Origin of the sequence: Amycolatopsis sp. lyj-108 (assembly GCF_046549005.1) — a bacterium.
Classification (GTDB): Bacteria; Actinomycetota; Actinomycetes; order Mycobacteriales; family Pseudonocardiaceae; genus Amycolatopsis.
Genome location: NZ_JAJPWQ010000004.1, coordinates 592,443 through 605,001, shown reverse-complemented (window position 1 = coordinate 605,001; position 12,559 = coordinate 592,443). Strand labels below are relative to the sequence as shown.

Genomic DNA, 12,559 nt, shown 5'->3' with positions numbered 1-12,559 from the left:
CGAAACGGTCTCGGGGGCGAAGCGGCGCACGGCCAAGGAAGTAGTGGCAGACAACGGAATCCTTTCTCAGGTGCCGGAGGGGCGGCGGGTGCGCAGGCGCTGCATCTCGCTCAGCGTCCGCGCGCGGACGTCGACGGCGATCCGCAGCGACGAGCCGATCAGGTTCAGGAGGAACACACACACCATGATCGTCACGCCGGGCACGATCACCAGCCAGGGCGCCTGCACGAGGTACGACCGGCCTTCGGCGATCATGTTCCCCCAGGTCGGGGTCGGTGGAGCGATACCGAGACCGAGGAAGCTCATCGCCCCGTCCACCAGCATCGCCGCCGCGGACAGGATCACCACCTGCACCAGCGCGAGCGGCAGCACGTTCGGGAACACGTGCACGACGAGGATCTTCCCCTTGCTCATCCCCGAAACCCGGGCGGCACCGATGTAAGCACGCCCGGCGATGCCGAGCACCCGGCTGCGGATGACGCGGGCGGTGAACGGCGTGAAGATCACCGTCAGCGCGATGAGCTCGGTCCAGATGCTCGCGCCGAGCGAGATCGCCAGCGCCATCGCGAGGATGATCGCCGGGAACGACATCCAGGCGTCCATCACCCGCATCAGCACCGCGTCGGCGGCGCGGAAGAACCCGCTGATCAGGCCGATCGCCAGGCCGGTGAAGGCCGCGCACAGGGTGATGAGCGCGGACAGCCCGAGCGACGCCCGTCCGCCGGAGACCAGCCGGGCGAGTACGTCACGGCCGAACGAGTCCGTGCCGAGGGGATGCGCGGCCGACGGTGGCAGGAGCCGGTTGACCGGGTCGGTCGCGCTGACGCTCGGCAGGAAGAACGGCAGCACGATCACGGCCAGGACGATCACCGCCAGCAACCCGGTCGTGATCACCAGCATCCGGTTGCGCCGGAAGAGCTTGGCCGCGCGACCGGCCTCAGGCGCCGGACGTACCGAGGGCGTCTTTTCCACCACTGCCACGCTCACGAGACACGCACCTTCGGGTCGAGCAGCGCGTACGACAGGTCCACCAGCAGGTTGACCAGCACGAACAGCACCGCGACGAACAGGGTCACACCCTGGATCAGCGGGAAGTCGCGAGTGGACACCGCGCCCATCAGCAGATGGCCCAGCCCCGGCACGACGAAGATGGACTCGATGATCACGATGCCGCCGACCAGCATGGCGAAGTTGCTGCCCAGCTGGGTGATCAGCGGCATCAGGGCGTTCGGCAGGACATGCTTGGTCATGACCTGCCGCTCCGACAGCCCCTTCACCCGCGCGGTGCGCAGATACGCCAACGGCAGTTCGCCGAGCAGGCTTTCCCGCAGGGTGAGCACGAACAACGCGGTCTGCCCGATGACCAGCACGGTCAGCGGCAGCACCAGCGCGGGCACCGCGGTCGCGGGATCGGTGAACAGGTTCTCGTAGCCGCTGGAGGGGAACCAGCGCAGCGTCACCGAGAACACCAGCACGAGCATCAGCGAGATCCAGAAGTCCGGCATCGCCATGCCGAGCGCGGACAACCGGTCCAGCGCCCGCGCCACCGGATTGCGCGGCGACACCGCCTGCCACGAGGTGATCGCGACCGAGAGGAAGAAGCTGATCACGGTGGACAGCACGGCCAGGGTCAGCGTCGGCAGGATGTGGTCGGCGACCACGCCGAGCACCGGAGCGTGGTAGGTGATCGACGTGCCGAAGTCGCCCTGCAGCACGTTCCCGGCCCAGCTGGAGTACTGCTCCCAAAGCGTTCCGTTGAGTCCCATGCTCTCCCGCAGGGCGTCCACATCGGACGGTCGTGCGGTCGGACCGAGGATGGCCTGCGCCGGGTCGCCGGGGATCAGCCGGATGACGAAGAACATCATCGTCCCGACGATCACCAGGATGATCACCAGATCGCGCAGCCTGCGCAGCAGCAGACCGGTCATGACGCCAGCCAGGTGTTCCAGAAGACGCGGTAGAAGTCGCCGTAGCCCTTGAGCTTGGGGGAGTAGGCCGCGTACAGCTTCGACTGGCTCAGGGTGATCACCGAGAGCTGCTTCCAGGTGAAGGCCTGAAGCTTGTCGACCACCGCTTTCGCCTGCTCCGGCGTGGTCGAGGCGTTGAACTCGGCCATGAGCGCGTCGAGCTCGGGAGAGGACGAACCGTTCAGCGTGCCCAGGGTGAGCGCGGGCATCTGAGCCGGCGAGGTCAGCGCCGAGTCGAAGAACAGCGTGGTGATGTCCCAGCCGCCCGGTTCCTTGGTCAGCGTGCCGAGCATGGTGGCGAAGTCGAAGGTGTCGATCTTGGTGTTGATGCCGATCTTCGACAGGCTGTCCTGGATCAGCACCGCCCATTTGCCGAACTCCGGGTACGAGTTCGTGGTGACGATTCGGATCGTGGCGCCGGCCGTGATCCCGACCTCGGCCAGCAGTTGCTTGGCCTTCTCCGGATCGTGCTTCTTGTAGACCTCTTCGCCCGCGGTCGAATAGAACTGCTTGTTGTCCGGCGAGGCGAACGCGCCGGTCTCGATGGTGAGGTCCTTGCTGCCGCCGGTGGCCGCGTTGATCGCGGGCTTGTCCAGCAGCAGGTTCAGCGCTTCGCGGGCACGGGGGTCGGCGAACTTCGAACCGGTGTTGAAGTTCGGGATCACCACGTTGTCGTTGCCGCCGGGCAGGTTGTGCACGACCACGGCCGGGTTGTTGCGCAGCGGCTCGTACTGGTCGTTCGTGGGCATGATGTGGTCCCACTGGCCGGTCTGGAGGCCGTTGATCAGCGCGTCCTGGTCGGAGATCACCTTGTACGTCACGGTGTCCAGGTACGCGTGCTTGGCGCCTGCCTGCCCACCCCAGTCCTCTTCGGAGCGGGACTTGTAGCCGGAGTACCGCTCCAGCACCAGTTCGCGGCCGATGTCCCAGCTTTTGAGCTTGTACGGCCCGGTCCCGATCGCCTTGTCCTTGGCGAAACCGGTCGGCGCGACGCCGGCGAGGTTCTTCGCTTCGTAGATCTCGGTGCCCGCGCCGGCGAGTTCGTTGATCAGCGGATAGCGCGGCTGCTTGAGCTTGATGGTCACCGTCGCCGGGTCGGCGGGCGTGATCGCCTCGATGTCCGGCGTGACCAGCTGGCCGGTGCGGTGCACCTGCTGCCATCGCTTGAGGCTCGCCACGACGTCCTCGGACGTCAGCGGGCTGCCGTCGTGGAAGGTGACGCCCTGGCGCAGCTTGAAGGTGTACGTGAGCCTGTCCGGGCTGGTGGTGTAGTCCTCGACCAGCATGGGCCGGGCGGTGAAGCCTCGGTCCACCTCGAACAGCTTCTCGTACATCATGTTGCCGATATGCGCGGTCACCTGGCCGGGGTTCGCGACCATGTCGAGGGACTGCGGGTCGGTGGGCACGGCGACGTTCAGGTTGCCGCCGGGCTTCGGCGGCCCGTCGGCGGCCCCACCGCCCGCCTGGCCTCCCATGCACGAGCTGATCAGCAGGACGGTCGCCAGGCCGAGCGCGGCCTTGGTCAGGGTTCGTCTCATGGGTTCCGCACTCCAATTTCGGGGTTCGCCGCGAGGAGACGGCGGGTGTACTCGTGCCGGGCGCGGAGCCGGATCTCGTCCGGGCCGCCGATTTCGATCAGTTCGCCCCGGTACATCACGCCGACCCGATCGGCGACCGAGAGCACCAGGCTGAGGTTGTGTGTGATGAACAGGAAGCTGAGCGCGCGGGTGCGCCGCAGTTCCAGCAGCAGGTTCATCACCTGGCCCTGCACCGAGACGTCGAGCGCGGAGGTGGGCTCGTCGGCGACGATGAGGTCGGGTTCGGCGGCGATCGCGCGGGCGATCGAGACACGCTGCCGCTGTCCGCCGGAGAGTTGCGAGGGGAGTTTCTTCGCGGTGTCGGACGGGAGACCGACTTCGTCGATCAGTTCCGTGACACGGCGGTCCAGCTCGGCGCCGCGGAGGCCGGTGAGTTCCCGCAACGGTTCGGCGATGATCCGGGCGGCGGTGTGCCGGGGATCGAGCGAGCTCTGCGGGTCCTGGAAGATGAGCTGCGCGCGGCGGCGGAACGCGCGCTCGTCACCGTCGAGCCCGGACGGCGTGCACCGGTGCCCGCCGAAGGTGATGGTGCCTTCGGTGGGCGTCTCCAGCGCGCTCACCAGCCTGCCGAGTGTGGTCTTGCCCGAACCGGATTCCCCGACCAGACCGAAGAACTCGCCGGGTGCGATCTCCAAGGAGACGTTCTTGACCGCGTGCACCTCGGGATCGCGGCTCAGGGAGAACCGGCCGCGTCGTCCGTACACTTTGGACACCGAATCGATGACGAGCGCGGTGCCCTCGCCGGTGCCTTCGGTCTTCGCGCGGCTCAACGACCTGGTTTCGGTCGCGACCGCTGATTCGCCGTTCATCGCGGCTTCGAGCAGCGCTTCGGAGATGGTGGGGAACCCGTCGCGCCTGCTCACCCCGAGCTGCGGGACGCAGTCGAGCAACGCCTTGGTGTAGGGGTGCTTCGGTGCGTGCAGAATGTCCTCTGTGGACCCGAGTTCGACGAGTTCGCCGCGGTACATCACCGCGATCCGGTCGGCGACCTGCGCGGCCACGCCCATGTCGTGCGTGATGAAGACACAGGCGGTGCCGTGGTCGCGGCGGACGCGATCGAACAGGGTGAGGATCTCCGCCTGCGTGGTCACGTCCAAGGCCGTGGTCGGCTCGTCCGCGATCAGGAGGGTCGGGTCGGCCATGAGTGCCAGCGCGATCATCACGCGTTGCTGCATCCCGCCCGACATCTGGTGCGGGTACAGGGAAAGCACGCGGTCGGTGTCGGTGAGCCCGACCTCCTGCAGCAAACCGCGTGCTTTCGCCTCGGCCTCACGGTGCAGCGGCGTGCCCTTGCGCGCGGCCTGGCGTGGCAGGGAACCGGGTTTCCGGTAGGCCTCGATCAGCTGCTTGCCGACCCGTTGGCTCGGGTTGAGCGAATCCAGCGCCTCCTGGAAGATCATGCCGATCCGCGGGCCGCGGTAGGCACGCATCTCGTCGGCGGAAAGCCGCGTGACGTCCACGCCGTCGACGGTGATCGCGCCGCGGGTGAACACCGGTGCGACGAACTCCAGTAACCGGATGATCGACAAGGCCGTGACCGTTTTACCGCTGCCGGATTCACCGACCACGCACAGTGTCCGGCCTTGTTCGAGGTCGAACGAGAGTTCGCGGACCAGTTCGCGTTCGGTTTCGTCGGCGATCACGCCGACGGTCAGTTCTCGTAATTCGAGCAGGGTCATGAATCCCCTTTCCCGAGCCCGCCCGAAGCGGGCCGCACTGCCGGGGAACGAGCCTCCGGCGGGGGTAGTTCTACGCATGTTGACACTGGGCGGGGGTGCTGTCAATGGGTATATTCTACGAATGTAGGAAGTTGATATCCGGCAGGTTTTTCCTGGTGGTGGGCGAAAACTTGCACTGGATTCTTTTGTCTACGTCTGTAGACTCTCGGCGGAAACGAGCTAAGGAGGGCACCCGTGAGCGGGTCGACCAAGACTGCCGGTCCTGAGCGGATCGTGGACATCGCCGTGGGGTACATGGCGGCAAAGCAACTCTTCGCGGCGAGCCGGATCGGCCTGTTCACCGCACTCGCCGACGGGCCGCTGACGGCCGCGGAACTGGCGGGGAAGACCGGCAAACCGGAGAAGATCACCCGCATCCTCGGTGACGCCATGTCATCACTCGGCCTGCTGTCCCGTGTGGACGGACGGTACGAGCTGGCCGCCGACGCCGCGCAGTACCTCGGCGGCGGAGACCTCGATCTGGCACCGTTCCTGACGTTCCTGGACTCGATCAGCTACCCGCATTGGCTGCAATTCGGTCACACGGCCGACAGCGGCGAGCCCGGGAAGCTGGACATGGACGACACGCGCTGGGGCACCTTCATGTCCGGCGTCATGACGTATAACGCCCTGCACGCCAAGATGCTCGCCGGCGCGTTCGATTTCGGCCCTCATCGGAAGCTGCTGGACCTGGGCGGCCTCTCGAGCGCGTTCGCGGTCGAAGCCATGAAGGCCAACGACGAACTGCACACCACGTTCGTCTTCGACCCTGGCTTCACCGAGTCGGTCACCACCGCCGCGGCCGAGGCGGGTCTGGCGGACCGTGCGACCGTCGTCGGCGCGGAGACACCCACCGCGCGTCCCGAAGGCGAGTTCGACCTGGTGATGGTCAACCACGTCGTCCACCGGTTCGACGCGAAGCAGAACGCGGACATCCTGAGCAACGCCCGTGCCGCCGCGGCGCCGGGGGCGACTTTGCTGCTGCTCGACTTCTTCCTCGACGACGACGCGGTCCAGCGCCCGATCGACGCGCTGCATGCGGGGGAGTACCTGGTGATCGACGGGACGGTCGTCTACCCGGAGGCCGAGGTCCGGGAGTGGCTGAGCGGGGCGGGCTGGCGGGTCACCGACCGGCTGGCGCTGCCGGGCAGCCCGCGGGTGCTCGTCGCGGAAGCGGTGTGACCGTGACCCTCGATCCCGCCGTCAAGGAGCTGCTCGCCCGCAGTCCGCAGCCCGAAGCGCCCGCTGTGCCCCCGACGGCCGCCGAGTTGCGCGCCGCGTTCGCCGCCTCCTGGCGGCGTCCCGAGTCGGTCGAAGAGGTCGCCTCGGTCGCCGACCACATGCTGCCTTCCGGCGTACGCGTGCGGATCTACCTGCCCGAATCGGCCACTCCGGTGCCCGCGTTCGTCTGGATCCACGGCGGCGGGTGGACGATCGGCTCGATCGACGAGAACGAGGTCGCGTCGCGGACGGTGTGCAACGTGGCCAAGGTCGCCGTCGTCGCGGTGGACTACCGGCTCGCGCCCGAGCATCCGTTCCCGGCGGCTCCGGACGACTGCTACGCCGTCGTCGAATGGCTCGCGTCGGGTGGTGCGGGTCCCGCGGTCGATGCCGGGCGGATCGCGATCGGCGGGGAGAGTGCCGGTGGGAACCTGTCGACGGTGGTCTCGATGATGTCCCGCGACCGGGGCGGCCCGCCGCTGGCCGCGCAGGTGCTGATCTGCCCGGTCTATGGTCACCCGGACGACGGCTTCCGGTCCTATGTGGACTTCGCCGAGGGGTTCGGCATGACCGCCGGGGCGATGCGGTTCTTCTTCGAGCAGTACGTGTCGGATCCTGTGCAATTGAACGATCCGTATCTGCTGCCCCTGCGGGCCTCCGACTTGACGGGGCTGCCGCCGGCGCTGGTGCTCACGGCCGAGTACGACGTCCTGCGGGACGAGGGGGAGGAGTTCGCGCGGCGCCTGACCGACGCCGGGCCCCAGGTCGAGCTGACGCGATACTCGGGGCAGATCCACGGGTTCTACGGTCTCTACACGGATCTCCCGGCTTCGCCGCGTTCGCACGGGCACGTGGCGAGCTTCCTGACCCGGGTCTTCGACCGCCGCAATTAGTCACCTACTTGCGGCTGCGCCCGGCAACGTCCTCGTAGAGGTTTCGCCATCGGATAGGCGGCCGTAACTCGCGTGTGTGCGGCCGTAACTCGCGTGTCTGGAGCCGTATGACACCTGGCCGTGAGGGCCTCCTTCCCTACTCTGAAGGTAGGGAAGGAGGCCCTCACGGCGTCAGATGCGGGGAAAGGGGCCTTCAGGGGCGGGTGAGGCGGTCGAAGAACGACTCCAAGTGCTGCTGCTGTAGGGCGATCGTCGAGAACTCCCCGGCGACCAGGCTCATCACGTTCGCCCCGGCGTTGATCAGCACGACCTCGTCGACCAGCTGCTCGTCGGGGACTTCGGTGACGATGTCGCCGTCCTCCCGCCCCTCGGTGAGGTACCGGTGCAGCAGGCCCCGCCACGAACGGATGTGCTCGAGGTACTTGTCCTGCAGTTTCGGGTTGGTCAGCGAAAGCTGCCAGAAGGTGAGCAGGACGCGCCCCGCGGCGATGCGGTCCTCGTCGATGGGCATCGACGAGACGCACAGCTCGCGGAGCGCGGTCAGGCCGCGCAACTCGTCCAGCTCCACGTACTCGCGCATCATGCCGAGCGCGCGTTCGTAGGTGGCCTGGATGATGTCTTCCTTGCTCGGGAAGTACAGCTTGAGCGCGCCGTTGGCGAAGCCGGCTGCCGCCGCGATCTCGCGCATGGTGGCGGCCTCGATCCCGCCCTGGGTGATCAAATCCCAGGTGACGTCGACGATGTGACTACGCCGCTCGTCGTGGTCGATGATCTTCGGCATCGGCAGACCTCCCGCACTGGTTCTTCTACCAGTGTAGGAGATCAGGCCCGGTGATACACGCGGTGCCCGGCGAACCACGTTTGTGTCACCTTTGTCTTGACGAGCGCGGCCGGATCGGTTCGGAACGGATCGCGGTCGAGGACGACGAAATCCGCCGACTTCCCGGGCACCAAGGAGCCGGTGACGTCGCCCAGACCCATCGCGCGGGCGGCCGCGAGAGTGAAGACCTCGACCGCTTCGGCCAGGGTGATCGCCTGCTCCGGCCACAGCGCTCCGGGGAACGTGCCGGTCGGATCCTGGCGGGTGACGAGGCCGTGGATGCCCTCCCACGCGTTCGGCGATTCGCTGACCGGCCAGTCCGAACCGCCCGCGACCAGCGCGCCCTCGTCCAGCAGCGACCGGTTCGGCTGCATCCGCCCGGCGCGTTCGCCGGGCAGCACCTCGGCGATGGCCGCCGGGATGACGCCGGGCACCCACAGGAACGGCGAGATGTCCGCGGCGACGCCCAGCGCGGCGAAGCGGGGGAGGTCGTCGGGGTGGACGAACTGGCCGTGCGCGACCTGGAACCGCGCTTCGGTGAAGCCCTCGGCACGCACCTTCTCGACGGCGTCCAGTGTCGCGCGCACCGACGCGTCCCCGGTGCAGTGCACCTTGGCCGACAGCCCCGCCTCGGCCGCGGTACGCAGCCAGCCCACGAGTTCGTCACCCGGCATGGTGGTGGCGCCGTGGTGGCAGGCTCCGTGCGCGGCGTCCGGCAGGTACGGCTCCAGGAACGCGGCGGTCCTGGTCGGCGGAACACCGTCGAGGAAGATCTTCACGAAGTCCGGCCAATGATGCTCGCTCCGGTACTGCCCGGCGACCTCCAGCAGCGGTGCCCCGATCGGGTCGAAACCGAAGATCGGGTCGTTGATCAGCAGCGACGAAACGACCCACGCGCGCAGTTCACCCGCGTCGTCGAGCGACTTCAGCGCGCGCAGGATGTCCGAGGAGACACCGGCGTCCTGGAACGCGGTCACGCCGTACGAGTGCAGGGTGCCGATGCCGTGCCGTGACGCCGCGACGTGCTGATCCGCGGTGAGCGTCCGGGTCTCGCTGAGCGCCCGCTCGACCGCGACCCCCGCCGCCTCGAGCAGAATGCCGACGGGCTCACCGGTCGAAGGATCGCGGACGATCTCTCCGCCCGCCGGGTCGGGGGTCGATGAGGTGACGCCCGCCAGTTCCAGCGCCCGGCTGCTGACCCAGCGGTTGTGCCTGCTGTCGTCGGAAAGCATGACGGGCCGTCCGCCTGCGGCCTCGTCGAGCGCGTGCCGGGCCGAAGACCGCGAAAGGGTGCTGACCAAAGTGGACGCCCAGGCGCCGCCGATCACCCACTCGTCCGGCCCGAGCCCGGCGGCCCGCGAGCGGACGGCCGCGAGGATGTCGTCCAGTCCGGCGTCGAGGCCGAAGTTCAGTTCGAACAGGGCGGCGCGTCCGGCGAGGGCGTGGTGGTTGTGCACGTCGACCAGGCCGGGCATCACGAAAGCGCCTTCGAGGTCGACGACCTCGGTGTTCGGCCCGCGTTCGATGTCCTCCAGGGACAGCACCTTGCCGTCCTTGATCGCCAGCGACGATGCCCAGGGTCTGCCACCGTCCACTGTGTACACGGTGGCGTTGGTGAGGACGATGTCGGCGGTCAAGGCTCAGCTCCCGGCGGGGTCGTATGCCTCGGGGTGCACGGTGGTGCTCAACAGCTTGCCGTGCGCGCCGAAGGTGAAGTGGGTGGGCGTGCTCCCGGTGGCGTCCAGTCCGAAAAGGACACCGTGCGAGCGCAGCCGTTTCGCGTCACGGTGGTCGGCGACGGTCACCGACGCGCACGGGATCACCTTCTCCCGCCACGCGAAGACGTAGATACCCGGCCGCAGCTCGTAGACCGAGTTCTCGTCGGTGTCCGCGAGTCCCCGCTCCGGACCGGCCAGGCACTGCCACGTGTACCAGTGCGGGCTGAGGTACACGTGCTCGTAGGCGTGCTCGGTGCTGTACACCCACAGCACCCGGCGCCCGACCAGCGACGTGGTCGGGGCCAGCGACTCCCCGGTCGGCTCGATGCCGCCGATCGTGGCGGCCACGAAGGCCTGCGTGACACGGGGCGAGGTGTCGCCGATCTTGCTCAGCACCAGGAGGGCACGGCCGCGGCGCAGGTCAAGCAGCAGCGTGAACGCCTCGTCCTGTCGTGCCTGCGGGTGGAACTGGACGTAGTACAGGTCGTCGTCCACCAGGAACGTCTCGCAGCGGTCGGTACCCGTGCCGCGGTAGGACCATTCGATCCGGGTGCCGGAGAAGGCCGCGGTGAACGTGGTGCCGTCTTCACAGGCGAGTTCGAACGTGCGGCCGTGCAGGTCGCCGACCGTGGGGGCCTTGTTCGCGTCGAAACCGGGGGCGAGACCGTCCAGCGGCAGCCAGGTGGAGGTGTCGGACAGGGTCAGTTCGGGCATCGGTGCAGTCCTAGTGCTCGTGGGCGGAACAGTGATCGTCGGAGGCGCCGGAAGGCAGGTCGAGGGCCGGGTTTCGGTCCAGGAAGCCGTAGGGACGCAACGAGAAACCGGAGTAGTCGACCGGCATGACCGGCCAGTCCTCCGGACGCGGGATGTGGGTCGGGCCGAACACGTGCCACAGCACGAGATCGGTGTCGACGAGATCGCGGTCGGCGGCGGTCCAGGCGGGGAGACCCGCTCCGCCCGGATGCGCGTTCGGCCGGTCGCCCGCCGGGAACCGTTCGTCCGCGCGGTACGGCGTCGCCCACAGGTGACGGGTGGCGAACATCGCCCGCTGGTGGACGGTCGATTCCGGCTGCGCCATCAGGGTCGCGGACGGTCTCGGCACGAGCTGGTACGCCGTCGGCGACCCGAGCCGGTTGGTCCGCTCCGCGCTGCGGATCTCCCAGACGCGTGCCTTGGCGGGATCCGCGTGCCGCTGTGCTTCCTGTTCGGTCCGCAGCGGGGTTTCCTTCCAGGTGAAGGCGTTCCCGTAAGGGTTCTGATCGCCCATCGGCACCCGCTCGACGTCGACCTCGACGAGCGAGTTGCGTTCGCCGTCGATCGCCACGTCCAGCCGCGCGCAGAACAGGTGCTGGTGCACCGGCGCGAACAGGCCGGGCGCGATCTCGTTGGCGTGCGGGTGGTCCGTGCCGGGATGCGCGGCGCCGGCGAACACGATGCCGGTGGCCTTCGCCTCCAGTTCCACGGTGCCGTCGAGGTAGAGGTACCAGAAGAAGCCGTAGTCGTAGTTGCCGATGGTGGAGATCGACGAGATCACCAGCCGCCGCGACCGCCGCACCTCGGCGCGGCCGGCGAGATCCGTGTGCTTCCAGAGGATCCCGTAGTCCTCCTCGTGCATGCAGATCGCCCGCGGGATCTCGACCGGGTGGCCGTGGTCGTCGGCGACGAACGCGGGGAAGTAGTGGATGACGCCGAGGCAGTCGCAGCCCAGCCGCAGGTCGTTGCCGTTCTTGCCGAGCAGGTACTCGCCCGCGTCGAAGTAGCTGATCCAGAACCGGCCGGGCGCGGTGTCGCCGTAGGGCACCACCATCTCCGGCACCGAAGCCCGGTGGAGCACCGAGCGGTCCTGGAACGAGATCTGGTGCAGGGTCAGACCCTCACGGGCGTTGAAGCCGACCCGGAGCTTCCAGCCCTCCCAGGTGACCTCGTTGCCGTCGACGGTGAAGCTCGGACCCTCCGGCTGGGTGATCTCGATCGGCTTGAGGGTGGTGCGGGCCGGGACACCGTCGTAGCGGCCGTGCTCCGGCGGGACAGGCACGTCGCCTTCGTCCTCCACCCGGATGACGCGTTGCCCGGTCAGGTCGATGTGCACGATCAGGCCTTCGACCGGATGTGCCCAGGGGCTGTCGGATTCGTCGTCACGCAGGAACGTCAGCGAGCGGATGACCCGGCCGGTCTCGTCGGGCCTGCCGAAGAATCCGGGCGCCAGGGGAGCGCAGAAGGCGTGCCCGATCCGGTCGCCGAGACCGCGCCGCTCCATCGCGGCCTGCCATTCCGGCGACGCCTTGGTGATCGACGCGGCGAGGTCGTACTCCTCGAAAAGGTACGCGGGCTGGCCTTCGCCGCAGTCCTCAGTGGAGACCACTTCGCGTTTCGCCAGCGAAACGACCACGTCGCGCGCCTGGCCGGTCGCGGTGTCCAGCAGCGTGTACTGGACGCGGCGGTCGGGGGCGGCGTCGCCCTTCTCCGGCTCCACGGGCAGCACGGCCGGGAACCGCGTGGTCTCGGTGAGCAGACCCTCGCCGGCCAGGATCGCGCGGCCTGCGGTGAGTTCGTCGGCGGTCAGCGGGTCGAGCGGATGCGGCCTGGTCATGCTTCGCAGTCTTGCCGGTCCGCCCCCGGCTGGA

Annotated in this window: 10 protein-coding genes; 2 read left to right on the top strand and 8 right to left on the bottom strand. The window is 68.3% G+C overall.

Annotated elements, in window-relative coordinates; all coding sequences use genetic code 11:
* Nucleotides 1-66 precede the first annotated feature (66 nt).
* Genes ACLJO0_RS18875 through ACLJO0_RS18860 form a run of 4 tightly spaced genes read right to left on the bottom strand, consistent with a single transcriptional unit; the run spans nt 67 to nt 5,244 of the window.
* The gene (locus tag ACLJO0_RS18875; protein ID WP_410579779.1) at nt 67-987 is read right to left on the bottom strand and encodes an ABC transporter permease; all 921 of its coding nucleotides are present in this window, start codon (nt 985-987) and stop codon (nt 67-69) included.
* Nucleotides 984-1,928: an ABC transporter permease gene (locus ACLJO0_RS18870; RefSeq protein ID WP_410579778.1), complete on the bottom strand. Its 945-nt coding sequence runs from the start codon at nt 1,926-1,928 to the stop codon at nt 984-986. The genes ACLJO0_RS18875 and ACLJO0_RS18870 overlap by 4 nt, the downstream gene beginning before the upstream one ends.
* Nucleotides 1,925-3,505: an ABC transporter substrate-binding protein gene (locus tag ACLJO0_RS18865; protein ID WP_410579777.1), complete on the bottom strand. Its 1,581-nt coding sequence runs from the start codon at nt 3,503-3,505 to the stop codon at nt 1,925-1,927. The genes ACLJO0_RS18870 and ACLJO0_RS18865 overlap by 4 nt, the downstream gene beginning before the upstream one ends.
* Entirely contained in the window at nt 3,502-5,244 is a 1,743-nt protein-coding gene (locus tag ACLJO0_RS18860; RefSeq protein ID WP_410579776.1) for a dipeptide ABC transporter ATP-binding protein, read from the bottom strand. Before ACLJO0_RS18860 ends, ACLJO0_RS18865 begins: the two co-directional genes overlap by 4 nt.
* A 234-nt stretch (nt 5,245-5,478) precedes the next feature.
* Between ACLJO0_RS18860 and ACLJO0_RS18855 the strand changes: the two genes are divergently transcribed.
* Entirely contained in the window at nt 5,479-6,465 is a 987-nt protein-coding gene (locus ACLJO0_RS18855; protein ID WP_410579775.1) for a methyltransferase dimerization domain-containing protein, read from the top strand.
* Nucleotides 6,462-7,397, top strand: a complete 936-nt coding sequence (locus ACLJO0_RS18850) for an alpha/beta hydrolase (RefSeq protein ID WP_410579774.1) — start codon at nt 6,462-6,464, stop codon at nt 7,395-7,397. Before ACLJO0_RS18855 ends, ACLJO0_RS18850 begins: the two co-directional genes overlap by 4 nt.
* Before the next feature lie 193 nt (nt 7,398-7,590).
* Here the strand turns inward: ACLJO0_RS18850 and ACLJO0_RS18845 are convergent, their stop codons facing one another.
* Genes ACLJO0_RS18845 through ACLJO0_RS18830 form a run of 4 tightly spaced genes read right to left on the bottom strand, consistent with a single transcriptional unit; the run spans nt 7,591 to nt 12,525 of the window.
* Nucleotides 7,591-8,178 carry a TetR/AcrR family transcriptional regulator gene (locus tag ACLJO0_RS18845; protein WP_410579773.1) on the bottom strand — a complete coding sequence of 196 codons (588 nt, stop codon included), beginning with the start codon at nt 8,176-8,178 and terminating at the stop codon, nt 7,591-7,593.
* Between the two features lie 41 nt (nt 8,179-8,219).
* Nucleotides 8,220-9,854 carry an amidohydrolase gene (locus ACLJO0_RS18840; protein WP_410579772.1) on the bottom strand — a complete coding sequence of 545 codons (1,635 nt, stop codon included), beginning with the start codon at nt 9,852-9,854 and terminating at the stop codon, nt 8,220-8,222.
* A gap of 3 nt (nt 9,855-9,857) precedes the next feature.
* Nucleotides 9,858-10,649 (bottom strand): molybdenum cofactor biosynthesis F family protein, encoded by a 792-nt coding sequence (locus ACLJO0_RS18835; protein WP_396567625.1) that lies wholly within the window; start codon nt 10,647-10,649, stop codon nt 9,858-9,860.
* A gap of 10 nt (nt 10,650-10,659) precedes the next feature.
* A complete protein-coding gene (locus ACLJO0_RS18830; RefSeq protein ID WP_410579771.1) occupies nt 10,660-12,525 on the bottom strand; it encodes a primary-amine oxidase in 1,866 nt (621 codons plus the stop codon).
* Between the last annotated feature and the right edge of the window lie 34 nt (nt 12,526-12,559).

Coding starts and splice junctions, on each gene's coding strand:
- ACLJO0_RS18830 (WP_410579771.1), bottom strand. CDS start 12,525: ATGACCAGGCCGCATCCGCTCGACCCGCTGACCGCCGACGAACTCACC.
- ACLJO0_RS18865 (WP_410579777.1), bottom strand. CDS start 3,505: ATGAGACGAACCCTGACCAAGGCCGCGCTCGGCCTGGCGACCGTCCTG.
- ACLJO0_RS18870 (WP_410579778.1), bottom strand. CDS start 1,928: ATGACCGGTCTGCTGCTGCGCAGGCTGCGCGATCTGGTGATCATCCTG.
- ACLJO0_RS18845 (WP_410579773.1), bottom strand. CDS start 8,178: ATGCCGAAGATCATCGACCACGACGAGCGGCGTAGTCACATCGTCGAC.
- ACLJO0_RS18835 (WP_396567625.1), bottom strand. CDS start 10,649: ATGCCCGAACTGACCCTGTCCGACACCTCCACCTGGCTGCCGCTGGAC.
- ACLJO0_RS18860 (WP_410579776.1), bottom strand. CDS start 5,244: ATGACCCTGCTCGAATTACGAGAACTGACCGTCGGCGTGATCGCCGAC.